The following is a 26,105-nucleotide window of genomic DNA, read 5'->3' as shown; positions in this document are numbered from 1 at the left end:
GTCGGCGAATCGCTCGATTTCTGCCCTGCGCGAACCGGGGATAGGCGAAATGGCCGATGGCCATGTGTCCATGCGTGGCGCAAGCGAGGCCCGGCGCCAGCCTGGACCCTATGCGTGCAGCGAGGCCGCAATCGCCCGGACGCGTGCGGCTCGAATCGCCGACGCGATCTCCGGCCCCTGGTCGCCGCGTGCCAGCGCCTCGCGCGCAATCGGCGCCGTGGCCACTTCCTGGGCCGTGGCCAGGGCGGCCCGCAGCCTCTCGCGCGGCGGATACGCCTCTTCTTCCAGGCCGAGGCGTCCGCGCGCATCGCATTCGCAGGCCAGCAGCACCTCGGCGAAGCGCTCGGGTTTCCTGAAGGCGTCGCAGCGCTCCAGCAGGCGGACGATCGCGGCGGCGTCGAGTCCGCCGCTGCGGTGGATGTTGCCGTGCTCGCGCGCCACCACGTCGGCCAGCTCCCGGACCTCGACCGGCACTCGCCAGCGGTCGCAGACCGCGCGCAGCAGGCGGGCGCTGCGCTGCTCGTGGCCGATATGGCGCGGCAGTACGTCGGCGGGCGTGGTGCCCTTGCCGAGGTCGTGCACCAGGCAGGCGAAGCGAACGCCCAGCGGCGCCGAGAGCCGCGCCGCCATGTCGAGCACCATCATCAGGTGCACGCCGGTGTCGACTTCGGGGTGGTGGGCCTCGGGCTGAGGCACGCCCCAGAGGCGATCGACCTCGGGCAGCAGCACCGCGAGCGCGCCGCATCGGCGCAGCAGCTCGAACATCCGCGAAGGTCGGGTCTCCATCAGGCCGCGCGAGAGTTCCTGCCAGACGCGCTCGGGCACCAGGGCGTCGACTTCGCCGGCCTCGACCATCTCGCGCATCAGCGCCAGGGTGTCCGGCGCGACCTGGAAATCACTGAAGCGGGCCGCGAAGCGAGCGACCCGGAGGATGCGCACCGGATCCTCGCGGAAGGCGTCGGTCACATGGCGCAGCAACTTGTGCCGCAGGTCGCGCTGGCCGTGGAAGGGGTCGACCAGGTCGGCCGGGTCCAGGTCCAGCCGGTCGGCGGCGGCGATGCGCTCGGCCGGCAGCGCGATCGCGTTGATGGTCAGGTCGCGCCGCGCCAGGTCCTCTTCGAGCGTGACGTCGGGTGCCGCATGGACGACGAAGCCGCGGTAGCCCGGGGCGCTCTTGCGTTCGGTGCGCGCCAGCGCGTATTCCTCGCGCGTCTCGGGATGCAGGAAGACCGGGAAGTCGCGCCCCACCGGCAGGAAGCCGAGCGCGGCCATCTTTTCGGGCGTCGCGCCGACCACGACCCAGTCGTGGTCGCTGCCGTCGCGGCCGAGCAGCGCATCGCGGATCGCGCCGCCGACGAGATAGGTTTGCATGCGCGCAGTGTAGGGCGGCGCGCGAGCGGCTCAGCGTGCCAGGCGGTACGGCTCGTCGATGGTGACGAAGTCCTTTTCCACGAGCGCTTCGTCGATCCAGGCCTTCACGGCCGGCAGCGCGCGGATGCGCTCGACGTAGGCCGAGATCGCGGCGGGCACGGGCAGCCCGAAGGACTTGATGCGCATGCACACGGGCGCGAAGTAGGCGTCGGCAATGCTGAATTCGCCGAACAGCAGGGGGCCGCCGCTCGCTTCGAGCAGGCCGCTCCAGAGTTGCACGATGCGATCGAGGTCGGCCCGCACGCCGGGCTGGTCGCGAAGGATGATCTGGCCCTGCAGGCGAAAGTCGGCCTCGATGTTCATTCCGCAATGGCTGCGCAGCATGAGAAAGCCTGCGTGCATCTCGGCGCACGCGCTGCGCGCCTGCGCGCGCAGCGCGCGGTCGGCGGGCCAGAGCTTCTTGTCGGGATGCGTCTCGGCGAGGTATTCGCAGATGGCGAGCGTGTCGTAGACGACGATGTCGCCGTCCTTCATGACCGGCACCGTGCCGGTCGGGTTGAGCGGCAGGATCGTGTGCTTGAACTTCGAGTCGGCGCCGAAGGAATCGAAGCGCAGCATGACTTCGTCGAACGGGATGCCGGCCTGCTTCATGAGCACCCAGGGTCGCATCGACCACGACGAGTAGTTCTTGTTGCCGATGTAGAGCTGGGTCATGGCGGTTCTCCGGGGTGGTGCAAAGCCCTTGATGCTAGCCGTGCCACGCGCGCCGATTGATGCCATCGCCGCGCGGTATTGATGCTCAGGCGGGTGGGGTGTCCGGGGAGGGCGGCGGCGCCAGGTCGACCGTCCGCGGCAGCGCGGGGGCGCTGCCGTGCCAGCGGCGCACGGCGCGCTGGAAGAACATGCTGTTGGGGATCTTCAGCGTGGTGCCCTCCTGCGCGCTGCCGCTTTCCTCCAGCGTGGTGAAGACCAGGTTGATGTCCAGCACGCGGCCCTTGAGGCCCGGCTTCTCGCCGTTCTCCAGCACCTCCACCGTGTCGCCGGGCCAGAACATGCGCGTGGTGAAGATCAACAGCGCGCAGAAGATGTTCGACAACACGCTCCAGGCGGCGAAGAAGGCCACCGCGCCGACGGCGGCGAAGCTCGTGAAGGCGGTCCACAGCACGGTGCCCGAGACCCCCAGCCGCTCCAGGCCCCACAGCAGGGCGCCGCCATAGATCAGGAAGCCGGTCGTGCGGCGCGTGATCAGGGCCACGTTGCCGGGCAGTGCGTAGCTCGTGGTCACGCGCAGGATCACCCGGCGTGCGAGGCGGTACAGCAGCCAGGCGGCCAGCACGATCAGCGCCACCTGCGCCATGGGGATGAGGATCTCCAGCCATTCGATGGCCCAGGCGGGTAGCTGGGCGCGCAGGCTTTGCAGGGTTCGGTTCACTCCCGTCCTCAGGGCAGGTCTTTGTTCGGCTCGGGTTCGCTGGCGTTGCGCGGGCCCACGCTGCCCAGCCGCGCCTTGAGCGACTGCGGCTGGCCGCTGATCAGGGCCGCGTAGTTGGTGGTGTTGGCGAGCACCTTCTTGACGTAGTCGCGGGTCTCGTTGAAGGGGACGTTCTCGGCCCAGATGGCCGCCTCCATCAGCGGCCCGTTGCGCCAGCTGCGCGGCCGGCCCGGGCCGGCGTTGTAGGCGGCCGCGGCCAGCGCCATCGAGCCGTCGAAATCGTCGAGCGCGAGCTTCAGATAGTTGGTGCCGATGGTGATGTTGGTCTCGCGGTCGTTGATCTGGCCCGGCGTGAATTCGCCCATGCCGATCTTCTTCGCGGTCCAGCGCGCGGTGGCCGGCATCACCTGCATCAGGCCCGAGGCACCGACACCGGAGCGCGCCTCCATGATGAAGCGGCTTTCCTGCCGGATCAGGCCGTAGACATAGGCTGGGTCGAGCCCGATCTCCCGGCTCTTGCGCACCACCGTGTCGTGGAACGGCATCGGGAAGCGCTGATCGATGTCGATCACGCCCTTGGTGCGTTCGCTGGTGTTGATGCAGCGGTCCCAGACCTCGCGCTGGCAGGCCAGGTCGGCGGCGGCCAGCAGCTCGCGGTCGCTCATTCCGCCCTTGTCGTGCAGGTTGGTGGCGTAGTTCCACTCGCGCGTGCCTTCGGGGCGCAGCCCGATCCCGATCGCGTAGAGCGCGCGGCCGAGCGAGGCGTTGCCGCGCGCCGCGTTCTTCTCCTCGGCCGTGAGCGGGTCCGGCCTGGTCGGCACGGCGGCGCGCTGGCCCAGTTCCTCGAGCGCCAGCAGTTCGTAGAAGCCGCGCGTCCCGGCGATGGTCTCGAACAGGATGCGGGCCTGGCCGTGGCGCTCCTCGCCGCCGCCCGCGAGCAGGGCGCGGCCCTTCCAGTAGACCCAGGTCGGGTCCTGCTGCTGGACCTCGCTCATGGCGTCGATCGCCGCCTGCACGTTCTTCCAGCTGCCGCTGCGCAGGGCCGCGCGCGCCTTCCAGGCGAGCATGTCGTCGCTCAGGTCGCCGGGCCGGGTGACATTGGCGAAGTAGCTGTTGGCCAGCGGCGAGAGCTTGGTGGCGAACTGGCGCCCGATCGCGCCCCAGAGCCAGTTGCGCTCCTCGGTCGACAGCGTGGTGTCCCATTTGCCCTCGAGCTGGGAAGCGGCCACGGCCGGGTCGGCGACCGTCATCTTGATCAGGGCCAGCACCACCAGCTCGCGGCGCGACTTGGCGACCGCGGTGGCGCGGCCGGCCAGGAACCTGGCCGGGCTGGCGTTCATGTCGTCGAACAGCCCGATGGCATCCGGCGCGACCAGGAGCACCGCGGCGCGGGCGGCCTGCGGACGATTGGCCTCGATCGCCAGCCGGGCCTTCTTCCAGGCGTCGTTGGGCGACATCAGGCGGGCGCCGATCATCCGGTCGGCCGCGGTCAGGCAGCCGTCATCGAGATCGCGCTGGGCGAACCAGTTGCGCCGCACCTCGTCGGCCTGGGCCTGGGTCACGCTGCCCGAGCGCAGCGTCTCGACCAGGATCGCGTAGCAGCGCACCTGGGCGTCGTCGTTCATCCGGAAGGCCGGGTGCAGCGCGCCGAAGCTGTCCCAGTCGCGGCGCTGGCCTGCCAGCAGCAGCCAGTCGTTGCGCATCCGGTCTTCCTGGTAGGTCCCGGGATAGCGGGCCAGGAAGTCCTGCACCTCCTGCGCACTGGCTTCTCCGAGCCGCGACTTGAGTTCCCAGTAGGCGGCCCAGGGTTCGAGCGCATGGCCGCGCGCCTGCGGCAGCAGGGCGGCCAGGCGGGCCTTGTCGCCGCGTTGCGCGGCCTGTTTCATTTGCAGCAGGACGTCGTCGCTGCCGCTTTGGGCGCGGGCCGGCTGCAGCATCGCCGCAGCGGCCAGCAGCAGCGACAAGGCCAGGGTGGAAAAAGAGGTGGCGGCCGGGCGCCGAGTGGATGCCAAAATGCTTGCGAACTGCATCGGGGGATTATGGACAAGTCAAAGGGTGCCGACACCTCGGAAACGGCCACTTTTCTCAAGGGACAACTGCGAGCGGCGCTGATCGAGCAGCGCCTCGCCATGCCCGACCGCCTCGCGCGCGCTGACCTGCTGCAGCGCGTGATGCGGATCTGGCTGGTGGGGCGGCCGGACGCCGTGATCGGCGCCTACTGGCCGATCAAGGGCGAATTCGACCCCTTGCCGGCCCTGCACCGCTGGAAAGAGGACGGCGAACTGCTCGACGAGCCGCAGCGCCGGCGCATCGGCCTGCCGGTGGTCGACCGGGTGCACAAGACGCTGACCTTCCATGCCTGGTATCCGGGCTGCCCGATGGAGAACGACGCCTTCGACATCCCGAAACCCAAGGACACCGAGCTGATCGTCCCGACGCTGCTGTTCGTGCCCTGCCTGGGCTACAGCGCCGGCGGCTACCGGCTGGGCTACGGCGGCGGGTTCTACGATCGCACGCTGGCGGCGCTGGAGCCACGGCCGTTCACGGTCGGGCTGGGCTTCGCAAACGGCTTCATCGACGATTTCGAGCCGGAGGCGCATGACCTCCCCCTGGATGCGATCCTGAACGACAACGGCGTCGTCTGGCCGATTGGTTGAGCTCGCCCCCAGGTTGCCCGGCACTTCGTGTCCGGGCGCCCACCCCCTGCCGGGGGCAACACCAGAGGCCCGGCAAAGCCGGTTCCTCGGTGTTTCACCAACGGGCCTGGCTGCGCCGGCCGGTGGAAGTCAATCCAGCTGGTCGATGGTGTCGGGGTCCGGTACTTCGCCGATCGTCTCGCGCGTGGTGGCGGCCTGGCCCTGCAGCCATTCACAGAAGGCCTGGATCTCGGGGCGCGGCGCGCTGCGCGGGCCCGTGATCAGCCAGTAGGCCATCGGTGAATCCATCCGGTGCTGCGGCAGCACCTCGACCAGGTCGCCGTTGGCCAGGCTTTCGGCGATCAGCGAGCTGCGCGCCAGCACCACGCCCTGGCCGGTCAGCGCGGCTTGCACCATCTGATAGGCGTAGTTGAAATATAGCCAGCGCCGCGGCTGCGCGCGCGGCATGTCGTTGACCTCGAACCAGCGCCGCCAGGTCAGCCATTCGAGGTGCGTGCGGTGGGCGTCGCCGGCCTCGATCAGCGTGAAGCGCGTGATGTCCACCGGCGCCTTGATCGCCGGGTTGCTCTTGATCAGCCAGGGGCTCGCCACCGGCGTGATCGTTTCGCCGAAGAGGCGCAGCGCCCCGGCCGGCATGTTCTCGCGCGGACCGTAGCGCAGGGCGATGTCGACGTCGGCGATGTCCATGTCGAGCGCCACGTCGCTGGCATCGATGCGGATGTCGATTTCCGGGTTGTCGCGCTGGAAGGCCTCGAGCCGCGGGATCAGCCACATCGAGGCGAAGGAGGCGAAGGTGGTGAGCGAGACACTCTTGCGCCCCGCGTTCTGCCGGATCTGGCGCACCGCGCCGTCGATGCGCGGCAGCGACTGCTGCACCGCCAGCAGCAGCTGGGCGCCGGCGCCCGTGAGCTCGACCGCCCGCGTGTGGCGCAGGAACAGGCCGACGCCGACCTCTTCCTCGAGCGACTGGATCTGCCGGCTCACGGCCGACTGGGTCAGCGCCATTTCCTCGGCGGCGGCGCGGAAGTTCAGGTGCCGGGCGACGGCCTCGAAGGCGCGAAGATGACCGGCCGCGATCGGCCGTGAACGCAGGTGGGTCTGGGAGTGGAGCATGGGCGGGAGGGGCTTCAGCTGGAAGTTGGATTGATGCGAAACCGGAATCAGTAGGCTACCGCGTTTTCATTGGACTGCCAACGAGCGTGCGCCGATCATTCATTCCCGAAGCGCGCCATTGCGTGCTGCAAATCCTCAGGAGTCCACCATGTCCGCTGTCTGCACCTCTACATCGCTTCCGTCCGTTGCGCTGGCCCGTCCGGCGGCCGTGCCGCCGGCCGTTCGCCGCGGTGCATGGCAACTCGATGCCGGCCATGCGATGAGCCTCAGGGCCGCCAGCGCGAGCGTGCTGCGGATCCGCCAGGGCCGGGTCTGGGTCACCCGCGACTCGACGGCGCGCTCAGCCAGCGAGGACCTCGTGCTGGCCCCGGGCGAGTCGCTGGCGGTCGCCGCCGGCGAACGCATCGTGATGGAGCCGTGGGACGGCACCGGCGCGACCTACAGCTGGGACGCCGTGGCCTGAGCTGCGCAAGGCCAGGGCCCCGGGTCTTGGCCTGAGATGTTGAAGCTGGCAGCGTCGCTGCTCAGTCGTTCCTCAGCGGCAACCGGGTGGTCGGGGCAGGCCGCCATCTTTGGCGCAGACCGGCTGCGGGCCGCGACTCAAATACCGTCGTTGTGAGCACGAACGCACGCCGCGCGTGGCGAAATCGGCGTCCGCGTTTTAGATATCGCGTATCTTCGGGCCTTCGCGCGAAATCCTGCTCCCACCGTCCCATCCATGAAACTGCTCTCCCGGCTGCGCCAGATCGCCATGGTGAGCGGCGTCGAGTTTCTGGGTGTCGCGGTCGGTGGCATTGCGGGCTTGCTGATCGTCAACGTGCTGCCCAAGGATCAGTACGCGGTCTACACCTTCCTCATCACCTGCATGCAGCTGATCCTGGGGCTGACCGATCTGGGGCTGAGCAAGTGCTCGCTGCCGATCGTCGGCCAGCGGAACAACGAGGTGCCCTGGGTGGTGGGCGTCTGCCGTCAGATCTTCAGCCGCCGCACGCTGGTCCTGGTCGCCAGCTTCGCCTTCGTGGTGCCCTATGCCATCTATACCTTCCTGCAGCATGGGTGGAGCGAATGGGCCTACGTGTTGGCTGCCGTGCTGATCGTCGCCTCGATCCTGATCACGTTGTGGGGCCACTATGCCGGCGCAGTGCTGTTGATCCTCGGGTACGTGAACGCGCTCAGCCGCATCGGTGCCTGCGTGACCACCGCGCGCTTCGCGCTCGTGTCGGCGGCCCTGCTGCTGCCCATGACGCCCTATTCGATCGCGATCCTGCTGGTTGCGACCGTGAGTTCCGAAGTCCTCGCCCTGGTGCTCTTGCGCAGGGAGTTCAAAGCCAGGAACATCAAGGAATCGCGCCTGAGTCCGCAGGACGAGAAGCGCGTCGACAGCCAGATCCTGAAGATCGTGATCCCCTTGATTCCGTCGGCCGTGTTCTTTCAGGTTCAGGGAGTCGTCACCATCTTTCTGGCCTCCCTGTTCGGCACCGCGAACATGGTGGCCGACATCGGCGCCTTTGGCAGGCTTGCACTGGCGCTGGTGCTGCTTGATCGGGTGGCGGGTATTCTCCTGTTTCCGGCCATTGCGAGAGCACCGGCAGGAGCGCGCCTCGTGACGATGATCTCCAGAGCCCATGCCATCTATTTGGTGGCGATGATATGCCTGCTCCTGAGTGCAGTCTTCTTTCCGCAATACTGGATTCTGCTGCTGGGGAAAAAATACGAGAATATGGTGCCCTATGTCTGGATGCTGTTCTTGTCTTCCATCCTGTTGAACGGGGCTGGGTTCGCCTTCTCCACCCTCGCGGTGCGGGGATTCACCGAGAAGCAGGCATTCAGCGTGCTGGTCGTCATCGCCTTGCAATGTTTGTATTTGTGGAAATTCGGCGCCAACGAACTTTCTTCAATTCTCTGGTTTAACATCATCACGAGTGCTGCTCATTTCTTTTATCAATACGTGTTACTGATTTCAAGGTGGCCCGATTTTAAAAGAGCGCCGCAAACCGCTGTCGAGGGCCTTACGCCATGAAAAAGCCGAGAATAAGCATCATCATTCCGTCCTACAACCAGGGCAAATACATCGAGGAAACCCTGCGGTCCATCTTCGATCAGGGCATCGATGGCCTGCAGTTGATCGTGATGGACGGCGGCAGCACCGATCAGACCCTCGATATATTGAAGAAATACGCGAACAAAATCGACGTACTGGTGTCGGAGCGGGACGGCGGGCAGACCGACGCCATCAACAAGGGATTGCGGCAGGCCCGGGCGGATATCGTCGGCTGGCTCAACAGCGACGACGTCTACCTGCGAGGCGCACTGGCGAAAGTGTTGCGCGTCTTCGACGAGCACCCGGAGGTTGGCGTGGTGCATGGCGACCGCCTCATGCTCGACGCCGATTCGCACGTGGTCGGCTGGGTCTGCGGGCGCGAGTTCAATCCCGCCGAGTACGGTTACAACGTGGCGAGCGAAACGGCGTTCTGGCGAACCAATGCGTTGCAGGAACCGCTGGATGCCTCGTTGCGCTTCACCATGGACCTGGACTGGTTCAGCCGGCTGTATGTGGCGGGCGCGAAATTCCATCTGATTCCCGATTTCATCGGGGCGTTCCGCTGCCATGCAGAATCCAAATCCTCGACCATGCAGGAGGTGTGCGGTGTCGAATCGGAGCGCTGCTGGGTCAAGTACTTTTCCAATGACAAATGGAAAATAACCGCACCCAATAATCCGCGGCGATTCTACGGAAGACTGCTGACCCGGCCATTCATGCTCACGGCGCCATACCTATATCAGCGCTTCATTCTGCGCTCGGCTCGGCGCAACTCGGCGCACGCTTGAGTGCCGACTGATTCCAGGAAATCTGCAGTCATGATGATCGGCAATAAGGCAAGATACTTCGGCGTCGAGTTTCTGATCTATCTGACGAATCACTGGGTCAATCGGTTTCCTTCGCACTACGTTCGGCGAATGTGGTATCGGAGGGCCATGGGGTTCGATATCCATCCCGACAGCAGTCTGCTCATGGGAAGTACCTTCGACACCCGAAGAGGAATAAGCATCGGCCGGCATTCGATCGTCAACGAGAAATGCCGGCTCGACAATCGGGGGGAGTTGACGATCGGCAACAACGTCTCCATCAGTTCCGAGGTCATGATCCTGACGGCTACGCACGATGTCCAGTCGCCCGTGTTTGCCACGGTGTGTTCGCCCGTGGTCATCGACGACTACGCGTGGATCGGTGCTCGCGCGGTCATCTTGCCGGGGGTTCATATCCACCGCGGCGCGGTGGTGGCGGCGGGGGCGGTGGTGACCGGTGACGTGCCCGAGAACGTCATTGTGGGTGGCGTTCCGGCTTGCCCGATCGGCACGCGCAGCGCCGAGATGGTCTACGAGCCCGACTATCGCAGGCTTTTCCATTGACCCAGGCGCCGTGAGCGGGCTTCGTCACGATGCCTTGGTCAACTGGCGCAGATCGTCCTCATGGGCACGCAGCCGCCGCACGGCCTTTTCGCGCTGCGCGTCGCTGGTTCGGTTGTGAAGCGCCGCGACGGTCCGGCAGGACTCCTGCTGCGCCGCCTGTTGCCGATCGCGCAGCGGCCCGGGCGGAGGCTCGGCGATCCGCGCCACATAGGCCTGGATCGCCGACCGGGCCTCGGCCGGGGATGTCTTCTCGACACTGAAGCGCCGTAGCAGCGCCAGGACCTCCTGCTGCCGCTTCTTTCGTTCGGCGTCGAATGCGCGCGGGTCGAAGGCCGAGCGCTCGAGTTGCAGCCGCAGCAGTTCGCGCTGCCCGCCGTCGAGCCGGCCGTAGAAGTCTTCGCTGCGATCGAGGAACTGGTCGTATCGCTTGTCGCGCTGCTTGGCGGGGCTTCGATCGAGCCAGTCCTTTCTATATTCGTCGTTGATCCTTTCGTACTTGCGGGCGAGATGCTCCACTTGCGCTTCGCTGAGGCTGAGGGCCAGAGCGGTGCCCGCCGGCTCCGCCCTCTCGGCCAGCGCCAGCAGGCGCAGCCGCAGCGCGTCGAACAGCTCGCAGGCCTGGGCCGGTGTCAGGTCGGCGGGTGCCAGCGCCTGCGCCTGCTGCAGCAGGTCGGCGATCTTCGGCAGTTCGTCGCGCCGATGCCAGGCCAGCAACTGCCGCAGCTCGTCGCGCACGCGCGGCGATTGCGCGTCGTCGAAGTCGAGGTAGCCGTCGAGCCACCAGTAGCCGACTTCGGGCAGGTTGTTGTAGGCCAGCTTGACCGTGCTGCAGGCGGCGAGCGCTGCGCCCAGGGCGAGCGCGCCGATAATTCGTGCCAGCTTGGCGCAACATTTTCTGGAAAGTGGCATGAATCAGACTCCGCAGGACAACGAGGGACCGGTCGACGTCGTCATCATGGCGGCCGGCAAGGGCACGCGCATGAAGAGCAGTCTGCCCAAAGTGTTGCATCGTTTGGCCGGGCGCGCGCTCGTGGCCCATGTGATCGACACCGCGACGCGCATCGGCGGGCGCCACATCGTGGTCGTGACCGGTCACGGCGCGACCGACGTCGAGGCGGCGCTCGAAGGGGCAGCGGCCGGTACGACGCCGCAGTTCGCGCGCCAGGTGCCTCAGCTCGGCACCGGCCATGCCATGCAGCAGGCGGCGCCGCTGCTGCCTGACGATGGCACGGTGGTGGTGCTGTCGGGCGACGTGCCGCTGATCGGCGACGACACCTTGCGCGCGCTGGCGGCCCAGAGTGCGGGCCGGCGGCTCGCGCTGCTGACCATCAGGGTCGACGACCCGAAAGGATACGGACGCATCGTGCGCGTGCAGGGGGCGCCGGATGCCGAGGGCGAAGTCCTGTCCGTGGTCGAGGAGAAGGACGCGACCGAGGCGCAGCGCGCCATCCGCGAGGTCTACAGCGGCGTGATGGCGGTGCCGGCGCGGCTGCTCAAGGCCTGGCTGGCGCGGCTCGACAACAAGAACGCGCAGGGCGAGTACTACCTGACGGACATCGTGGGTTTCGCCACCGTGGACGGCGTGCCGGTGGTCGCGCATCGCACCGACGATGCGCTGCAGGTGGCGGGCGTCAACAGCCCGGCGCAACTGGCCGCGCTCGAGCGCGCCTATCAACTGCGCCAGGCCGACGCGCTGATGGCGCAGGGCGTGCGCCTCGCCGACCCGGCGCGCTTCGACCTGCGCGGCACCCTGGCCTGCGAGTCGGATGTCGAGATCGACGTCAATTGCGTCTTCGAGGGGGCGGTGTCGCTGGGCGCCGACGTGCGCATCGGCGCCCACTGCGTGATCGCCAATGCGCGCATCGAGACCGGATCGGTGATTCACCCGTTCACCCACATCGACGGCGATAAGGCCGGCGTGACCGTGGGCGAGGGCTCGCGGATCGGCCCGTTCGCGCGGCTGCGCCCCGGGGCCCGGCTGGGCGCCGAGGTGCACGTCGGCAATTTCGTGGAAATCAAGAACTCGACCCTCGGCGCGGGTGCCAAGGCGAATCACCTCGCCTACCTGGGCGATGCCACCGTCGGGCAGCGCGTCAACTACGGCGCCGGCAGCATCACGGCCAACTACGACGGCGCCAACAAGCACCGCACGATCATCGGCGACGACGTCCATGTGGGCAGCAACTGCGTGCTGGTGGCGCCGCTCACGATCGGCGCCGGCGGCACCATCGGCGGCGGCTCGACCGTGACCAAGAGCACCGAGCCGGGCGCCCTGACGATCTCGCGCGCCAGGCAGACGAGCTTTGCCGACTGGAAGCGGCCGCAGAAAGCGCCGAAGGCCTGAGCGGCCGGCGCCGGGCCGCCTCCCGCGGCGAAGTCCCCGCGCTTCAGGCTGCGCCGGGCAGCGGCACGCGTGGTGCGAACTTGGCCCGCTTGACGCTGAAAAAGGCCTTGACGTTGCGCACGTTGGCATCGGTCGTGAAGAGGCGCTGCGCCAGCGCCTGATAGCCGGGCATGTCGCGCGTGGTCACGATGAGGACGAAGTCCGGGCCRGGCGAGACGCGGTAGCACTGCTGCACCGCGTCGTCGGGTGCCACGCGTTGCTCGAAGGCGTCGAGCGAGGCCGCGTCCTGCCGGTCCAGCGAGACCTCGACCACCGCGGTCAGCAGCGGGCCGATCCGCGCGGGGTCGAGGATCGCGACTTCGCTGGCGATCCATCCGCCCGCGCGCAGGCGCCGCACGCGCCTGAGGCAGGTCGGCGGCGAGATGCTGAAGCGCTCGGCCAGCGCCTGGTTGCTTTGGGACGCGTCGCGCTGCAGGGCATCGAGCAATCGAAGGTCCGTGTCGTCTAGATCTTCTGATTTCATTTTTCCAATTCTATTGGAATAAAATTTCTGAAAACGAAAATAAAGAAAGTTATCGATACTACATATGAAATTTTGTCGATAAATTTCACATGAACAGGCCTACCATCGCGCATCCAATCGCAGGAGCAGTTCAATGTGTGGCATCGTCGGCGCCGTTTCCGGTCGCAATATCGTTCCCGTTCTCGTGCAGGGGCTGCAGCGCCTCGAGTACCGCGGCTATGACTCCTGCGGCGTGGCGGTCCATGCGGGCGGCCTGCAGCGCGCGCGCACCACGTCGCGCGTGGCCGACCTGCTCGCGCAGGTGCGCGACGACCGGATCGAGGGCAGCACCGGCATCGCCCACACGCGCTGGGCCACGCACGGCGCGCCGGCGGTGCACAACGCCCATCCGCATTTCAGCCACGGTCCGGGCGCCGACGCCGAAGCGGCCCGCCCCGGTCGCGTGGCGCTGGTGCACAACGGCATCATCGAGAACCACGAGGCGCTGCGCGCGGCGCTGCAGGCCAAGGGCTACGTGTTCGCGAGCCAGACCGACACCGAGGTCATCGCCCACCTGATCGACAGCCACTACGACGGCGACCTGTTCGAGGCCGTGAAGACCAGCGTGAAGCAGCTCCAGGGCGCCTATGCCATCGCGGCGATCTGTCGCGACGAGCCGCAGCGGGTGGTTGGCGCGCGTGCGGGTTCGCCGCTGATTCTCGGCGTGGGCCAGGAGGCCGGCGAGAACTTCCTCGCCAGCGACGCGATGGCGCTGGCCGGCGTGACCGACCAGATCGTCTATCTCGAGGAAGGCGACGTGGTCGATATCCAGCTGGGCAAGTACTGGATCGCCGACCGCGACCACAAGCCCGCGACCCGCACGGTTCGCACCGTGCAGGCCCACAGCGGCGCCGCCGAGCTCGGCCCCTATCGCCACTACATGCAGAAGGAAATCTTCGAGCAGCCGCGCGCGATCGCCGACACGCTCGAAGGCGTGGAAGGCATCGTGCCCGAGCTGTTCGACGGTGCCGGCGTGGATGGCGCGCCCGGCGCGGCCGCCTGGCGCGTGTTCAAGGAAATCGACCGCGTGCTGATCCTGGCCTGCGGCACCAGCTACTACAGCGGCTGCACCGCCAAGTACTGGCTCGAGGGCATCGCGAGGATCCCGACCCAGGTCGAGATCGCGAGCGAATACCGCTACCGCGACTCGGTGCCCGATCCGAAGACCCTGGTCGTGACCATCAGCCAGTCGGGCGAGACCGCCGACACGCTGGCGGCGCTGCGGCACGCGCGCTCGCTGGGGATGGAGCAGACCCTCACCATCTGCAACGTCGCCACCAGCGCCATGGTGCGCGAGTGCAAGCTGGCCTACATCACGCGCGCCGGCGTCGAGATCGGCGTGGCCTCGACCAAGGCCTTCACGACGCAGCTCGCCGGGCTCTTCCTGCTCACGCTGGCGCTGGCGCAGGCGCAGGAGCGCCTGAGCGCAGCGGACGAGGCGCGCTACCTGAAGGAAATGCGGCACCTGCCGGTGGCGCTGCAGTCGGTGCTGGCGCTGGAGCCGCAGATCATCAGCTGGGCGGAGGACTTCGCGCGCAAGGAGAACGCGCTCTTCCTCGGCCGCGGCCTGCACTATCCGATCGCGCTCGAAGGCGCTCTCAAGCTCAAGGAAGTAACCTACATCCATGCCGAGGCCTATGCGGCCGGCGAACTCAAGCACGGCCCGCTGGCGCTCGTGACCAGCGAAATGCCGGTCGTGACCGTGGCGCCCAACGACGCGCTGCTCGAGAAGCTCAAGAGCAACCTGCAGGAAGTGCGGGCGCGCGGCGGGGTGCTGTATGTGCTGGCCGACGGCGACACGCTGATCGAGAGCAGCGAAGGCATTCACGTGATCCGCATGCCGGGGCACTACGGCGCGCTGTCGCCGCTGCTGCACGTGGTGCCGCTGCAACTGCTCGCCTATCACACGGCGTGCGCGCGTGGGACCGACGTGGACAAGCCTCGGAATCTGGCGAAGAGTGTGACGGTGGAGTAGGGCGCGGCGGGTCGGATGCCACGCGCCCAAAGCGGTCAAAGCGCCCCGGTCAGCCGCGTCACAGGTCAGTGCGTTTGCTGTATCGGTGGCGGGAACCACTGTCCACCCAGGACATCGGGCTTGGCGACATACATCCGGAAGTTCAGAGAATAGTCCTTGCCCGCTGGGGTCGGAAGCCAGTTGCTTGAAGGCACGCCCTTCGGCTGCGTCGGCGCCAGCCAGATGCTGGTCGTCCCGTCGGCACTCGGCTTGATGTGCGATACGTTGTTGATGCTGTAGCGGTTGAGGGCGTTGGGAGCCACCCGATAGTCCGGAGTCGTGTAGAGCGTGACCGACCAAAAGCCATGGACCTGAGAGTCCGGCAGCCCGCCCTTCGGGAAGCGGATTTCATAAGTCTTGCTTCCACTCAGCGGCTGCTTGTCGCTGTCGGTCAGCCCGATGAAATAGATCGCTTCATTGGCAGTGTTTCCCCACAGCCCGCCGTAGTTGATGACATCCCGGGCGGCCACGTCGTCGCCGAACTTTCCGACGACGTAAGCCACCGACCAGCCACCTTTTTGCGTGCCGAATCCCTTGGCGCGCGCGAGGAAGGCCGGAATGGCCTGGCTCTTCACCACGGCGTCGACGCGGTCCCGGGCTGTCTGGCCTGTCTGTATGTACGTGGCCACCCTGTGCGCTGTCGCCTGGTACTGCGGCCCCTTGGGCATCGGGTCAGGGTAGCTTGCCAGCACGCTGGAGAGGTTGTCGAATATCGCGACGCCGATGGGTGCCTGTGGCGTGAATTGCGGCACGGGCAGCGGCGGCTCGATGACGATTCCGTCCGACACGTCCAGCGTGAACTGTTTCTGAAGGCGTTGCGCCTCCGCGGGCTTGCCCCGAAGCTCCACGCGCGCAAGCAGCTTGGCCTTGCGGGCCGGGAGCTCGACGCGGACAGCGCCCTCGGGGATGGGCGGATGGGTCCCCTTCAAGACCAGTGCGAACTTGCCGTACGGATGCTGCGGGTAGGTGCGCTGGTTGATGTTGGCGATGACCTCGCCCCATCCGTCGACCAGCTGCGCCGTGTAGTACCGCCCCGTCACCTTGGGGACGTTGAGAATGACCGCATGGGTCTCGTCAACCGCAATCCACGACTCCAGATACGCGACATCCATGTTCGGATTCACGAACTCCGCGGAGCCGAGAGGGTTGTACTTGATGCGGTTGTAGCCGACCTTGTCGACGTTGATGTCGCGGTTCTCCTGCTGAAGAACAAGGTAACGGCCATAGAGGTACGACCAGGCGTCAACGATGTCCAGGTCGGAAACCTGGCTGACGGCGGCAGGCGCGGCCGTCGTGATGGACGCCTCCGGGGCCTTGGCCGACTGACAACCGGCCAAGCTCGCCGCGACCATGACGACGAGTGAGGGTACGGCCTTGATGCGATGCTTGTAGTGCATGAATTCCTTCGATAGTCGCGGCATGCAGGCGATGCCTGTGGCTCTGGTCCGCATGCTCATTGCACCTTGCTGACCGACGGCGGCGTCCATGCACCCGAGAGCACCTGTTCCTGCGGCCAGTACGTCCGGATGTAGAGCGAGAAGTCCTCGCCCTTCGGCGCGGGCAACCAGTTGCTCTCCTTGTCTGCGCCCGGCGAATCGGATTGCACGTAAAGCGTCAATGAGCCGTCCGCATTCGGCTTGAGGTTCTTGTTCTTGGTGCCGAGCGAGTAGCGCTTGAGCGCGTTGTCGGCAAAGAAGTGGTGCTGGTTGTAGAGCGTCAGCGACCAGAAGCCGTGCACCGGCGGCAAGGCGCCTTTCGGGAAGGTCACCGCGTACTTGTTGGCCCCGTTCAGCCTCGCGCCCTCTGCGTCCAGATCCTGGTAGAAGTACTTGGTCTCGTTGACCTTGTTGATGAAGATGTTCGACTTGGCGGCCGCCGTGCGCGTGAAGTAGTCGCTGCCGAACTGCGCGCCGTTGTTCACGGTGCTCCAGTTCGCGGGCAACTGCAGGCCGTAGTTGCGAAACTGGAACAGCGGGTCGACGACCTGCTTGTCGGCGTCGGCCGCGGCCTTCACCAGCACTTCCTTCACGCGCGGGTCGGCCGCGCCGGCTGCGACCAGGGCGCTGGCGCGGGCGTAGATGGCCTCTTCGCCGGGCAGCGGCTTGGCATCCTTGAGGATGGCGCCGAGGGTGTCCCAGAATTTGTCGGGCACGACCCATTTGGTCTCGGTGTCGCCGCCGGCCTCCGCGGGGAACCTCGGCGACTTTGCCCAGTCGCGCAGCTGCGTCTTGCCGGTGTACTCGGAGAGCGGATAGGCATTGACCCCGGACAACGCCGTCTGCACGTCTTTCTTGTCCTGCGGCGTGTCGTCCTGGTACACGCGCGGAATGAGAACGCCGGTGTTGCTCTTGGCCCGGAACACCTTGGTGATGCCCTTGGGCACCGTGCCCTTCCAGTCCGGCCCGACCAGCAGGTAGAAGCCGGGCTTCGTTCCGTACATCTTCCCGAAGTCGGCAAAACCGTCCGTGCGAAGGTCCACGGCCTGGTAGACCCAGAACCGGCTGCCGAATTCGGGGACCTGCACGACGACCGGACTCTGGTCCAACGCCAACAGCATGAATCCATAGACGACGTCCTGATTGGGGCAGGCCACCTGTCGCTCGTCAGGCGTGATGTAGTCGCTCAGCATCGAGAGCTGATTGGGTGGTCCGACCGGGACGGTCCCGCCCATCAGTCCGGCGTGCGGCAGGTCCTTGAACTTGATGCGCCGGTTGTAGATGTTCGTCATCGGCCAGGCCCAGAAATAGACGTCCTTGGCCGCCATCTCGAGGTAGCTGTCGGGCATCTTCACGAGGGCTGTCGCCTGGCTGGCCGATGCGGCATCCGCGGCGGGCGCGGCCAGGGGCACGACCAGCAGCGAGGCTGCCAGCGCGGGCAGCGCCAGGTTGAACGGGGACAGGACACTACGAAATCTCACGGTTTGCTCCACTGGGCGCGATGTCAATCGGTGCAGCGTAGCGCAGATTCGGAGGCCGGCCGAACACCCTGAGGGGCATGTTCGGTTGCCCGTTCGGGCAGTAGGTCCCCCACCCCCACCCCCCACCCGCACGCGCCTGCGCTACGCGGATGGCCGGGGGGCGAGGCACGCTGTTCGCAGCAAGGCGAGTCGAAGAGAGGCGCCTGAGCGTGGGCCCGCAAACTTAACGACGCCGCAGCCGCGAATGCCTCAGATCCACGCCTGCACCCACTTGAGGCCGAACGCGCCGGGCGCCAGGATGCCCGTCGCCCACACGATCGCTGATGAGACGTTGGCGAGCTGAAAGGTCAGCGCCGGCATTTCGCAGATGCCCGCCGCCAACGGCACGGATGCGCGCAAGGGGCCGAAGAAGCGCCCGAAGAAGACGCCGGCCGTTCCCCATCGCTCGAAGAACCTGTGACCGCGCGGGATCAGGTCGGGATGGCGAGACAGGGGCCAATAGTGGCCGGCGTTGCCCTTCAGCCGTCCGCCTATCCAGAAGGACAGCCAGTCTCCCAGGAAGGCCCCGACGACCGCGGCGCACCAGAGCGGCCAGAACGCAATGCCGCTCCCGCCGATGAGAAAGCCGACCCCCAGCAAGATCACGGTGGCGGGCAGCAGCAGCGAAATGAACGCCAGGGACTCGCCGAACGCGAGGGCCAGCACGATGGGAACGCCCCAGGCCTCGTGGTCCTGGATGACTTCGATCGTCGCTCGAGTGATGTCGTCAAGAGTCATTGGAGAATTTGCGAGTTCTGAGTCTGGCCGGGAATGGAAGGACTTCGCGGAAGCGCGAATTGCCAGCGATTCGGCAGGCTTCGACTCACCGGCCGAGCGCCGAGAGTCTCCCACGAAGGCGCCGCCCTCCCAGCGTCCTCAGTCGTCGGCTGGTGCCTGCGCGTCGGCTCCACCGGCAGCGAAGTACGGCAGCGGGTTGACCGCGCTGCCGTTCCTTCGCAGCTCGAAGTGCAGCTTGACCGAATCGGTCTCCGTGTTCCCCATGCGGGCGATGACCTGGCCGCGCTTGACGGTCTGTCCTTCCTTCACGAGCAGTTCGCTGTTGTGCGCGTAGGCCGACATGTAGGTGGCGTCGTGCTTGACCATGACCAGCCGGCCGTAGCCGCGCAGCGTGGCCGCCGAGAAGACCACCTTGCCGTCGCCGGCGGCGCGCACGGGATCGCCCTTCGATCCGCCGAAGTCCACGCCCTTGTTCGTCCCGCCGTCGTAGCGCGCCACGACGGCGCCGTTCACGGGCCGAAGAAAAGTCCGGTCAACCTTGGCCGCGGCTACCGCTTTGTCGGACCCGGCGCGTGGGGCGGCCTTCTTCGGCTTGGATGACTTGGACGATTTGGAGGCCTTGGCGGTGCGCGTCGCCTGCTGCGTCGAGGGCTCGGAACGGGTGCCCGGACGCGCCGTCGAGGCGGCGGCCGCTGGCGCTTCGCTCTTCGGCGGCGGCGATGGCTTCGTTGCGCAGCCGATGAGCACGGTGCACGCCATCGCGCAGGCGAGGCCCGACGCGGCACGGCCGAGGCTTGTCTTGTACTGACCTGTCATGCGTCGACTGTAAGGCAGCGCCCACACGCAGCGACGGTGCCGGGGCTCAGACCAGGTGCGACGCCAGCAGCTCGCGCACCCGCGTCACCAGCTCGGGTTCGCCGCGCCGCGCCGGCAGGAACTGGAAGGCCACCCGCGGCAGCGCCGGCAGTCCATGCGGGGGCGGCAGCCGGGCCACGCCGGCGCACAGCGCCGATTCGTTGAGGCAGGCCACGCCCAGCCCGGCCGCAAGAGCCGATTGCAGGCCCGCCACGCCGGACGCGACGTGGGCGACCGCGTACGGCACGCGCCGCTCGCGCAGCAGGCGGATCGTGAACTGGTGCAGCGAGCAGCTCTCGGGCAGCACCAGCAGCCGCACCGGCTCGCCGCGCACGATGCGCCGGCCTTCGGCGCCGACCCAGGCGAGCGGTTCGCGGCGCAGAGGCGAAGCCGGCGCCGGGGCGCCGGCCCGGGTGGAGGGTGGGTTGATCCGCATCGCCAGGCCGATGTCGATGTCGCCGCGCCCGTGGGCCGCCTCCATGGCGCTGCCCTGCAGGATGCTCACGTGCAGGCGAAGCTGCGGATAGCTTTCGCCGAGCCGGCTCAGCAGCCGGCTCAACTCGCCGGGCCTGAAGTAGTCCGTGACCGCGAGCCTCAGCTCGCCCTGCAATGTCTCGCCGTGCAGGTCGCGCAGGGCCTCGTCGCTCGCGGCGAGCAGGTGTCGCGCATGGCCGAGCAGGCGCAAGCCCGCGGGCGTCGGTGTCACGCCGGCCTTGCTGCGGTTCAGCAGCGAGTGGCCGACCCGTTCCTCGAGCTTGCGCATCTGCTCGCTGACGGCGGACTGCGAGAGGAAGACCGTCGGTGCGGCCGCGGTGAGGCTGCCTGCATCGGCCACCGCGACCAGGGTCCTCAATTGCTCGAGATCGAGTGGCTGCATGGAAATATCCATTCAAAAAACAGATGATATGCATCATATCTTCCTGCTATTCAGATGGAATCCCGGTTCCGACAATGAGGCTTCATTCATTGAAGGAGGCCACGCACCATGCCCCACATCGTCATTTATCTGTCCGGCCAGCCCGATCAAAAGCTGACTCGCAAGGTCGTCAACAAGGTGGCCGAGCTGACCCAGTCCGTGCTCGACAAGAAGCTGCCCGTGATCGCGATCACGGTGCAGTACATCCCGGCCGACACCTGGTTCATCGGCGGCCGGTCGCTCGCGGAGCTGGGCCAGTCGGCCTTTCATCTCGACATCAGCATCACCGACGAGACCAACACCAAGGCCGAGAAGGCGCGCTACCTGCGCGAGATCCACGCCGCGATGGCCGAGCTCCGGGACAACCTTCACGAGGTGTCGTACGTGCACCTGATCGACGCCCGTGCCGCCGCCTATGGGTACGGCGGCAAGAGCCAGGAATTCCGTCACCAGCAGGCAGGGGTCTGAGTGCCCGCTAAGCAATGACCGCGTACGCGACGATCTCGATCTTCATGCCCGGCACCACGAGCCCCGAGACGCCCATGCTCGAGCGGCTCGGGTAGGGCGCGGCGAAGAACTCGCGGTACACGCCGTCGATCCGGGGCATGTCCTTCACGTCGGTCATGTAGATCAGCACCTGGGTGACGTCGTCGAGGCCGCCGCCGGCCGCTTCCACGGCGCGCCGCAGGTTGGCGAAGGTCAGGCGCGCCTGGTCCTCGATGCGGCCGGTGTCGATGCTGCCATCGGCGCGCACCGGCCCGTGGGCCGTGAACAGCAGGCCCGAGGCCTTCACCGCCCACGAGAAGGGCTGCGCGAGCGGCGGCAGGCCGGTGTCGACGATCTGCTTCATGACAGGACGGCCGCCATCGACGCCGCCACGTGGTCCACGTTGCCGGTGGTCAGTCCGGACAGGCACATCCGGCCCGAGCGCACCAGGTAGACCGCGTGTTCGTCGCGCAGTTGCCCGACCTGCGCCTCGCTCAGGCCGGTGTAGCTGAACATGCCGCGCTGCGTGACCAGGTAGCCGAAGTCGCGCCGTCCCTGGAACTTCTCGTCGAGCACCGCGAGCAGGCGTTCGCGCATGGCGCGGATGCGCTTGCGCATCGCGGCCGTCTCCTCGGTCCAGAGCGCGAACAGCGCGGGGTCGTTCAGCACGCGGGCGATCACGCGCGCGCCGTGCGTGGGCGGCGTCGAGTAGTTGCGGCGCACGGTCGCCTTCAACTGGCCCAGCACGGTCTCGGCCGCCGCGCGGTCGTTGCAGACCACGCTGAGGCCGCCGCAGCGCTCGCCGTACATCGAGAAGTTCTTCGAGAACGAATTGGCGGCGAAGAACTGGATGCCGGCCTCCGCCAGCGCGCGCAGCGCGAAGGCGTCCTCGTCGAGGCCGTCGCCAAAGCCCTGGTAGGCGATGTCGACGAAGGGGATCAGTTCGCGTTCGCGCAGCACCGGGATCAGCGCTTCCCACTGCGCCTGCGAGAGGTCGACGCCGGTCGGGTTGTGGCAGCTCGCGTGCAGCAGCACGATGCTGTGGCGCGGCAGCGCGTCGAGGCTGGCCAGCATCCGGTCGAAGCAGAGGCCGCCGCTGGCCGGGTCGTAGTACGGATAGGTGCGGACTGCGAGCCCGGCGCCTTCGAAGATGGCCCGGTGGTTGTCCCAGGTCGGGTCGCTGATCCAGAGGCCGGACGCGGGAAAGTAGCGGCGCAGGAAGTCGGCGCCGACCTTGAGGCCGCCGGAGCCGCCGGGGGTCTGAAGCGTGGCGATTCGGCCGCTGGTCACGGCCTCGTGCCCGGCGCCGAAGAGCAGGCGCTGGACCGCGCAGCGGTAGTCGGCCATGCCCTCGATCGGCAGGTAGGGGCGCGGGCTGATCTCCTGCAGCAGCGCGGTCTCGGCCTGCCGCACCGAGGGCAGCACGGGCAGGCGCCCTTCGTCGTCGAAATAGACCCCGATGCTCAGGCTGACCTTGTGCGGGCGCGGGTCGGTCTGGAAGGCCTCCATCAACGACAGGATGGGGTCGCCCTCGTAGGGCGGGACATGGCTGAACAGCGACGACGAAGAGGCGGGCATGGGAGTTTCCTGAAGAGGCGTGGGGGAACCCCGAATTCTTCATATGGAGGAGTGTCATGCCAAGCTCATTCTTGAGGGCACATAATTTTGTCTACTTTTTATAATTTGGAGGTTCATTTATGCGCATCGAGTCCGACGACGCCGACCGGCGGCTGCTCGCGGCCCTGCAGCAGAACGCACGGCTGACCACCAGCGAGCTGGCGCAGATGACGGGCTTGTCGCAGTCGCCGTGCTGGCGCCGCATCAAGCGCATGGAGGAGTCGGGGCTGATCGACGGCTACCACGCGCGCCTCAATCGCCGAGCGCTCGGCTACGGCGTGGTGGCCTTCGTGAGCATCAGCATCGACTTCCAGAACGAGTCGCGCTCGACCGAGTTCGTCGAGGCGGTGCTGGCGATCCCGCAGGTCGTGATGTTCCACGGCATCACGGGCACAGCGGACTTCCTGCTGATGGTGGTCGCCGAGGACCTGGACGCTTACTCGAACCTGTTGACGAACAAGCTGCACCGCCTGCCGGGCGTCCGCCAGGTGCAAAGCAGCTTCTCGCTGCAGGAATTCCGGCGCTTCGACGATTTGCCGATTCCCGCACCCGAGTCAGCCTAGTTTTCGCGGCAAATCACAGCGTCGGAACCCTGTCTAGTTCGGCAATCATTTGCATAAGGGCGAGACCCCTCAATTGCAGGTATCCGCCAAATTGTCAATATGCAATTGTTCTGTTCGTTTGAATTGCTCATGCAGAAGAGGCCGTGTTTAATGCCCAAAAAAGGGGCAAAGGGCCTTGGGAGAAGAGTGAATGAGCCGAAGCAGGAGGCTGGAGGGAGCAGGCAAAAGCGCGCTGCGCGTGTTGATGGGCACGATGGCGCTGCTGGGCGCCGCCGTGGCGTTTGCGGCCGAGCCGGATCCGGCACGCGCCCGCGAGATCGTTCAGGCCGCCGAGACCCAGGCGCCCGACACCGTCGCCGCGCACCTGGAACTCGGCCGCGCCTATTTCGTGCTCGGGCAGTACGCGGAAGCCAAGATCGAGTTCGAAACGGTGTTGCGCTTCGACAACTTGCCGCAGGACCTCTTGAGCCAGGTCGAGATCTACAACCAGGCAGCGCATCAGGCGCTGGACGAGAAACGCGCACTCACGGGTTTCGGCTATGCCGAGACCGGCGTCGGGCGCTACCGTGTCAACTCGACGCGCGGCACCGACGCGCTCGGCGGCGGAGATCGCCGCGACACCTTCTACAACGCCCGCGTGGGCGGCGGCCTCAACTACGCGCTGCAGAACGGCTATGCGATCGATGGCAGCCTCGACTATCGATTCCGCTACTACGACAACCCGGACAGCCGGGACGACTCCGACCTGCGCTGGCGCCTGGCGGGCAGCCGCTCCTTCGGCGAGAGCAATCTGGCGGTCGGAGTCAGGGGGCGCACCAGCTATCGCGGCGATGGCGACTACCGCAATGATGCCGGGCTCTTCACGGATTACCGCTACCGGATCGACCCCGACAACCAGCTCACGCTGGGCGCCGAGTACCGCCGGCGCCGATATCCCGAAGGCCGCTTGCGCGATCGAAACCGCACCAGTGCGGACGCCTCGGCCGGGTGGGTTCACTCGCTGCTGGACGGCAGCGGCAGCCTGACGGTCACGGCGCACGGCGGTCAGCACTTCGCGACCGACCGGCCGGACGGCAACTCCAGCTTCTACGGCGCCACGGCCGCGTTGGACTTCACGATCAACAACAAGCTGGGCTGGGGCACCTTCGCCTGGTGGGAGCGCGACGCCTACAACGTCGACCGGGTGCATTTCCATCCGGACACGCTCGACAACAGCGTCGTGCTGCGGCGCAAGGACAACCTCTACGAGGTGGGTGCCTATCTGGTCTGGGAGTTCGCGCCGAGCTGGACGCTTCGGCCCGAGATCCTGTGGATCCGCGATCAGAGCAACTCGGTCGGCTTCAATTACAGCGCGACCGAGTTCTGGCTCAACGTCCGAAAGGGCTTCTGATTTGCCAATGTTCGACCTGGATTTGTGCGCCTTGACAAACTCTATAAGCGCATTGATCCTAGTTCCAGCTTGCAATCTCAAGCGCACCTCATCGCAAGATGGTCGGTTTGTTTTGTCACGGAGACGACATTTAATGGGCGCCAACCATCGGGCGGCTCGTTCAATTCGTGTGAAAAACAGAAGACGCGTCGAATCGATCGAAAAGAAATAACAAGGAGTAGGTATGGCTTCGACCGAGCAAAAGATGTCACGCATGCAGCTCACCGCGATGGTGGTGGGCGGCATGGTGGGGGCGGGGATCTTTTCCCTCCCGCGGACCTTCGCCAACGCGACCGGGCCGCTGGGCGCCGTCATCGCATGGCTCATCGCGGGCACCGGCATGTACATGCTGGCGCGGGTGTTCCAGTCCCTCGCCGAGCGCAAGCCCAACCTCGACGCCGGCGTCTTCGCCTATGCCAAGGCCGGCTTCGGCGACTATCCGGGCTTCCTGTCGGCCTTCGGCTACTGGATCGGCAGCTGCATCGGCAACGTCTCCTACTGGGTGCTGATCAAGTCCACGCTCGGCGCCTTCTTCCCGGTGTTCGGTGACGGCAACACCGTGATGGCGATCGGGGTCGCGTCGATCGGCATCTGGCTGTTCCACTTCATGATCCTGCGCGGCGTGCAGCAGGCCGCCTTCATCAACAGCATCGTCACGGTGGCCAAGATCATCCCGATCCTGGTGTTCATCGTGATCCTGATCTTCGCCTTCAAGATGGACCTGTTCAGCGCCAACCTGTACGGGGGCGGCCTGGAGGGCGGGATCTTCGAGCAGGTGCGGGCCACCATGCTGGTGACGGTGTTCGTCTTCCTCGGCATCGAGGGCGCGAGCGTCTATTCGCGATTCGCCAAGGAGCGCACGGACGTCGGCAAGGCCACCATCCTCGGCTTCATCGGCGTCACCGGCCTGATGGTGCTGGTGTCGATGCTGCCTTATGCCGTATTGCAGCGCGCCGACATCGCGGGCATGCGCCAGCCGTCGATGGCCAGTGTGCTCGAGGCTGTCGTCGGGCCCTGGGGCGCGATCTTCATCAGCATCGGCCTGATCGTCTCGGTGCTCGGCGCCTACCTGGCCTGGTCGCTGATCTGCGCCGAGGTGCTGTTCACCGCGGCCAAGACCAAGGACATGCCGGCGGTCTTCGCCAAGGAGAACAAGAACAAGGTGCCGGCCAACGCGTTGTGGCTGACCAACATCATCATCCAGCTGTTCGTGATCAGCACCTACTTCTCGACCGACGCCTTCGCGCTGATGCTGAACCTCACCAGCGCGATGTCGTTGATCCCGTACCTGTTCGTGGCGGCCTACGGCTTCATGATCTCCAAGCGCGGCGAGAGCTACCAGCTGCGCCCCGAGGAGCGCAAGCGCGACCTGATCCTGGCCTTGGTCGCGGTGGTCTACACGATCTTCATGATCTACGCCGGCGGCCTCAAGTTCATCCTGCTGTCGGCGGTGCTTTACGCGCCCGGCACGCTGCTGTACATCTGGGCCCGGCGCGAACAGAAGCTGACCGTCTTTTCGGCGGTCGAGTGGGCCATCTTCATCGTCGCGATCATCGGTGCCGTGGTGGGCATCCACGGGCTCGCGACCGGCAGCATCACCATCTAGTCACACCAACTGGATACACCGTTTCAGACATCGAA

Annotated in this window: 26 protein-coding genes; 12 read left to right on the top strand and 14 right to left on the bottom strand. The window is 66.6% G+C overall.

Going from position 1 to position 26,105, the window contains the following annotated elements; translation table 11 throughout:
- Positions 1 to 108 precede the first annotated feature (108 nt).
- From AC1D2O_RS10485 to AC1D2O_RS10470, 4 genes are all read right to left on the bottom strand, one after another.
- Entirely contained in the window at positions 109 to 1,371 is a 1,263-nt protein-coding gene (locus AC1D2O_RS10485) for a multifunctional CCA addition/repair protein (protein ID WP_478156913.1), read from the bottom strand.
- Between the two features lie 30 nt (positions 1,372 to 1,401).
- Positions 1,402 to 2,085, bottom strand: coding sequence for a glutathione S-transferase family protein (locus AC1D2O_RS10480; protein ID WP_478090314.1), 684 nt, complete (start codon positions 2,083 to 2,085; stop codon positions 1,402 to 1,404).
- Positions 2,086 to 2,170: 85 nt separating this feature from the next.
- Positions 2,171 to 2,803, bottom strand: coding sequence for a mechanosensitive ion channel domain-containing protein (locus tag AC1D2O_RS10475; protein ID WP_478090313.1), 633 nt, complete (start codon positions 2,801 to 2,803; stop codon positions 2,171 to 2,173).
- Positions 2,804 to 2,811: 8 nt separating this feature from the next.
- On the bottom strand, positions 2,812 to 4,833 hold the full coding sequence (locus AC1D2O_RS10470) for a lytic transglycosylase domain-containing protein (RefSeq protein WP_478090312.1): 2,022 nt from the start codon (positions 4,831 to 4,833) through the stop codon (positions 2,812 to 2,814).
- Between the two features lie 9 nt (positions 4,834 to 4,842).
- Between AC1D2O_RS10470 and AC1D2O_RS10465 the strand changes: the two genes are divergently transcribed.
- Positions 4,843 to 5,460: a 5-formyltetrahydrofolate cyclo-ligase gene (locus AC1D2O_RS10465; protein WP_478090311.1), complete on the top strand. Its 618-nt coding sequence runs from the start codon at positions 4,843 to 4,845 to the stop codon at positions 5,458 to 5,460.
- A gap of 129 nt (positions 5,461 to 5,589) precedes the next feature.
- On the opposite strand, the gene AC1D2O_RS10460 is transcribed toward AC1D2O_RS10465, so the two are convergent.
- Entirely contained in the window at positions 5,590 to 6,573 is a 984-nt protein-coding gene (locus tag AC1D2O_RS10460) for a LysR substrate-binding domain-containing protein (RefSeq protein ID WP_478090310.1), read from the bottom strand.
- A gap of 148 nt (positions 6,574 to 6,721) precedes the next feature.
- Here AC1D2O_RS10460 and AC1D2O_RS10455 point away from each other — a divergent pair, with 148 nt between their 5' ends.
- The 4 genes from AC1D2O_RS10455 (at position 6,722) to AC1D2O_RS10440 (ending at position 9,984) form a co-directional block, all read left to right on the top strand.
- Complete coding sequence (locus AC1D2O_RS10455) at positions 6,722 to 7,036, top strand: DUF2917 domain-containing protein (protein WP_478090309.1); 315 nt, start codon at positions 6,722 to 6,724, stop codon at positions 7,034 to 7,036.
- A 255-nt stretch (positions 7,037 to 7,291) separates the two neighbouring features.
- Positions 7,292 to 8,593 (top strand): MATE family efflux transporter, encoded by a 1,302-nt coding sequence (locus AC1D2O_RS10450; protein WP_478156912.1) that lies wholly within the window; start codon positions 7,292 to 7,294, stop codon positions 8,591 to 8,593.
- Positions 8,590 to 9,402: a glycosyltransferase family 2 protein gene (locus AC1D2O_RS10445; protein ID WP_478090307.1), complete on the top strand. Its 813-nt coding sequence runs from the start codon at positions 8,590 to 8,592 to the stop codon at positions 9,400 to 9,402. Before AC1D2O_RS10450 ends, AC1D2O_RS10445 begins: the two co-directional genes overlap by 4 nt.
- Positions 9,403 to 9,432: 30 nt before the next feature.
- Positions 9,433 to 9,984, top strand: coding sequence for an acyltransferase (locus AC1D2O_RS10440; protein WP_478090306.1), 552 nt, complete (start codon positions 9,433 to 9,435; stop codon positions 9,982 to 9,984).
- A 24-nt stretch (positions 9,985 to 10,008) separates the two neighbouring features.
- Here the strand turns inward: AC1D2O_RS10440 and AC1D2O_RS10435 are convergent, their stop codons facing one another.
- Positions 10,009 to 10,893: a DUF6279 family lipoprotein gene (locus AC1D2O_RS10435; protein WP_478090305.1), complete on the bottom strand. Its 885-nt coding sequence runs from the start codon at positions 10,891 to 10,893 to the stop codon at positions 10,009 to 10,011.
- Here AC1D2O_RS10435 and glmU point away from each other — a divergent pair.
- The gene (glmU, locus tag AC1D2O_RS10430) at positions 10,892 to 12,328 is read left to right on the top strand and encodes a bifunctional UDP-N-acetylglucosamine diphosphorylase/glucosamine-1-phosphate N-acetyltransferase GlmU (protein WP_478156910.1); all 1,437 of its coding nucleotides are present in this window, start codon (positions 10,892 to 10,894) and stop codon (positions 12,326 to 12,328) included. The two genes, AC1D2O_RS10435 and glmU, sit on opposite strands and share 2 nt — an antisense overlap.
- Positions 12,329 to 12,371: 43 nt before the next feature.
- Here the strand turns inward: glmU and AC1D2O_RS10425 are convergent, their stop codons facing one another.
- Positions 12,372 to 12,851 carry an Lrp/AsnC family transcriptional regulator gene (locus AC1D2O_RS10425; RefSeq protein ID WP_478156908.1) on the bottom strand — a complete coding sequence of 160 codons (480 nt, stop codon included), beginning with the start codon at positions 12,849 to 12,851 and terminating at the stop codon, positions 12,372 to 12,374.
- A 133-nt stretch (positions 12,852 to 12,984) separates the two neighbouring features.
- On the opposite strand from AC1D2O_RS10425, the gene glmS reads away from it, so the two are divergent.
- Positions 12,985 to 14,865 carry a glutamine--fructose-6-phosphate transaminase (isomerizing) gene (gene glmS / locus AC1D2O_RS10420; protein ID WP_478156906.1) on the top strand — a complete coding sequence of 627 codons (1,881 nt, stop codon included), beginning with the start codon at positions 12,985 to 12,987 and terminating at the stop codon, positions 14,863 to 14,865.
- A 65-nt stretch (positions 14,866 to 14,930) separates the two neighbouring features.
- Here glmS and AC1D2O_RS10415 read toward each other — a convergent pair whose 3' ends face one another.
- The 4 genes from AC1D2O_RS10415 to AC1D2O_RS10400 all read right to left on the bottom strand — a co-directional run bounded on the left by AC1D2O_RS10415 (position 14,931) and on the right by AC1D2O_RS10400 (position 19,111).
- A complete protein-coding gene (locus AC1D2O_RS10415) occupies positions 14,931 to 16,391 on the bottom strand; it encodes a DUF1214 domain-containing protein (protein WP_478090092.1) in 1,461 nt (486 codons plus the stop codon).
- Positions 16,358 to 17,821, bottom strand: coding sequence for a DUF1254 domain-containing protein (locus AC1D2O_RS10410; RefSeq protein WP_478090093.1), 1,464 nt, complete (start codon positions 17,819 to 17,821; stop codon positions 16,358 to 16,360). The genes AC1D2O_RS10415 and AC1D2O_RS10410 overlap by 34 nt, the downstream gene beginning before the upstream one ends.
- A gap of 249 nt (positions 17,822 to 18,070) precedes the next feature.
- On the bottom strand, positions 18,071 to 18,598 hold the full coding sequence (locus AC1D2O_RS10405; RefSeq protein WP_478156905.1) for a DedA family protein: 528 nt from the start codon (positions 18,596 to 18,598) through the stop codon (positions 18,071 to 18,073).
- 138 nt (positions 18,599 to 18,736) lie between these two features.
- A complete protein-coding gene (locus AC1D2O_RS10400; RefSeq protein ID WP_478090095.1) occupies positions 18,737 to 19,111 on the bottom strand; it encodes a murein hydrolase activator EnvC family protein in 375 nt (124 codons plus the stop codon).
- 88 nt (positions 19,112 to 19,199) lie between these two features.
- Here AC1D2O_RS10400 and AC1D2O_RS10395 point away from each other — a divergent pair, with 88 nt between their 5' ends.
- The gene (locus tag AC1D2O_RS10395; RefSeq protein WP_478090096.1) at positions 19,200 to 19,406 is read left to right on the top strand and encodes a hypothetical protein; all 207 of its coding nucleotides are present in this window, start codon (positions 19,200 to 19,202) and stop codon (positions 19,404 to 19,406) included.
- A 54-nt stretch (positions 19,407 to 19,460) separates the two neighbouring features.
- Here the strand turns inward: AC1D2O_RS10395 and AC1D2O_RS10390 are convergent, their stop codons facing one another.
- A complete protein-coding gene (locus AC1D2O_RS10390) occupies positions 19,461 to 20,330 on the bottom strand; it encodes a LysR substrate-binding domain-containing protein (protein WP_478090097.1) in 870 nt (289 codons plus the stop codon).
- Positions 20,331 to 20,438: 108 nt separating this feature from the next.
- Between AC1D2O_RS10390 and AC1D2O_RS10385 the strand changes: the two genes are divergently transcribed.
- Positions 20,439 to 20,837, top strand: coding sequence for a tautomerase family protein (locus AC1D2O_RS10385; RefSeq protein ID WP_478090098.1), 399 nt, complete (start codon positions 20,439 to 20,441; stop codon positions 20,835 to 20,837).
- Between the two features lie 7 nt (positions 20,838 to 20,844).
- On the opposite strand, the gene AC1D2O_RS10380 is transcribed toward AC1D2O_RS10385, so the two are convergent.
- Positions 20,845 to 21,219 (bottom strand): RidA family protein, encoded by a 375-nt coding sequence (locus tag AC1D2O_RS10380; RefSeq protein ID WP_478090099.1) that lies wholly within the window; start codon positions 21,217 to 21,219, stop codon positions 20,845 to 20,847.
- Entirely contained in the window at positions 21,216 to 22,412 is a 1,197-nt protein-coding gene (locus AC1D2O_RS10375; protein ID WP_478090104.1) for an amino acid aminotransferase, read from the bottom strand. The genes AC1D2O_RS10380 and AC1D2O_RS10375 overlap by 4 nt, the downstream gene beginning before the upstream one ends.
- A gap of 140 nt (positions 22,413 to 22,552) precedes the next feature.
- On the opposite strand from AC1D2O_RS10375, the gene AC1D2O_RS10370 reads away from it, so the two are divergent.
- The 3 genes from AC1D2O_RS10370 (at position 22,553) to AC1D2O_RS10360 (ending at position 26,070) form a co-directional block, all read left to right on the top strand.
- Positions 22,553 to 23,035, top strand: coding sequence for an Lrp/AsnC family transcriptional regulator (locus tag AC1D2O_RS10370; RefSeq protein ID WP_478090100.1), 483 nt, complete (start codon positions 22,553 to 22,555; stop codon positions 23,033 to 23,035).
- A gap of 190 nt (positions 23,036 to 23,225) precedes the next feature.
- Positions 23,226 to 24,425 (top strand): tetratricopeptide repeat protein, encoded by a 1,200-nt coding sequence (locus tag AC1D2O_RS10365; protein ID WP_478090101.1) that lies wholly within the window; start codon positions 23,226 to 23,228, stop codon positions 24,423 to 24,425.
- Between the two features lie 223 nt (positions 24,426 to 24,648).
- Positions 24,649 to 26,070, top strand: coding sequence for a basic amino acid/polyamine antiporter (locus AC1D2O_RS10360; RefSeq protein WP_478156903.1), 1,422 nt, complete (start codon positions 24,649 to 24,651; stop codon positions 26,068 to 26,070).
- Positions 26,071 to 26,105 lie beyond the last annotated feature (35 nt).

This window comes from Variovorax sp. P1_G12 (assembly GCF_056405555.1).
This window is presented reverse-complemented; position numbering and strand designations above follow the sequence as displayed.

Excerpts from the sequence above, each read along its gene's own strand:
- AC1D2O_RS10435 (WP_478090305.1), bottom strand. The coding sequence starts at position 10,893 with ATGCCACTTTCCAGAAAATGTTGCGCCAAGCTGGCACGAATTATCGGC.
- AC1D2O_RS10460 (WP_478090310.1), bottom strand. The coding sequence starts at position 6,573 with ATGCTCCACTCCCAGACCCACCTGCGTTCACGGCCGATCGCGGCCGGT.
- AC1D2O_RS10415 (WP_478090092.1), bottom strand. The coding sequence starts at position 16,391 with ATGGACGCCGCCGTCGGTCAGCAAGGTGCAATGAGCATGCGGACCAGA.
- AC1D2O_RS10380 (WP_478090099.1), bottom strand. The coding sequence starts at position 21,219 with ATGAAGCAGATCGTCGACACCGGCCTGCCGCCGCTCGCGCAGCCCTTC.
- AC1D2O_RS10385 (WP_478090098.1), top strand. The coding sequence starts at position 20,439 with ATGCCCCACATCGTCATTTATCTGTCCGGCCAGCCCGATCAAAAGCTG.
- AC1D2O_RS10480 (WP_478090314.1), bottom strand. The coding sequence starts at position 2,085 with ATGACCCAGCTCTACATCGGCAACAAGAACTACTCGTCGTGGTCGATG.
- AC1D2O_RS10370 (WP_478090100.1), top strand. The coding sequence starts at position 22,553 with ATGCGCATCGAGTCCGACGACGCCGACCGGCGGCTGCTCGCGGCCCTG.
- glmS (WP_478156906.1), top strand. The coding sequence starts at position 12,985 with ATGTGTGGCATCGTCGGCGCCGTTTCCGGTCGCAATATCGTTCCCGTT.
- AC1D2O_RS10440 (WP_478090306.1), top strand. The coding sequence starts at position 9,433 with ATGATGATCGGCAATAAGGCAAGATACTTCGGCGTCGAGTTTCTGATC.
- AC1D2O_RS10360 (WP_478156903.1), top strand. The coding sequence starts at position 24,649 with ATGGCTTCGACCGAGCAAAAGATGTCACGCATGCAGCTCACCGCGATG.
- AC1D2O_RS10365 (WP_478090101.1), top strand. The coding sequence starts at position 23,226 with ATGAGCCGAAGCAGGAGGCTGGAGGGAGCAGGCAAAAGCGCGCTGCGC.
- AC1D2O_RS10485 (WP_478156913.1), bottom strand. The coding sequence starts at position 1,371 with ATGCAAACCTATCTCGTCGGCGGCGCGATCCGCGATGCGCTGCTCGGC.
- AC1D2O_RS10465 (WP_478090311.1), top strand. The coding sequence starts at position 4,843 with ATGGACAAGTCAAAGGGTGCCGACACCTCGGAAACGGCCACTTTTCTC.
- AC1D2O_RS10450 (WP_478156912.1), top strand. The coding sequence starts at position 7,292 with ATGAAACTGCTCTCCCGGCTGCGCCAGATCGCCATGGTGAGCGGCGTC.
- AC1D2O_RS10390 (WP_478090097.1), bottom strand. The coding sequence starts at position 20,330 with ATGCAGCCACTCGATCTCGAGCAATTGAGGACCCTGGTCGCGGTGGCC.
- glmU (WP_478156910.1), top strand. The coding sequence starts at position 10,892 with ATGAATCAGACTCCGCAGGACAACGAGGGACCGGTCGACGTCGTCATC.
- AC1D2O_RS10455 (WP_478090309.1), top strand. The coding sequence starts at position 6,722 with ATGTCCGCTGTCTGCACCTCTACATCGCTTCCGTCCGTTGCGCTGGCC.
- AC1D2O_RS10445 (WP_478090307.1), top strand. The coding sequence starts at position 8,590 with ATGAAAAAGCCGAGAATAAGCATCATCATTCCGTCCTACAACCAGGGC.
- AC1D2O_RS10470 (WP_478090312.1), bottom strand. The coding sequence starts at position 4,833 with ATGCAGTTCGCAAGCATTTTGGCATCCACTCGGCGCCCGGCCGCCACC.
- AC1D2O_RS10405 (WP_478156905.1), bottom strand. The coding sequence starts at position 18,598 with ATGACTCTTGACGACATCACTCGAGCGACGATCGAAGTCATCCAGGAC.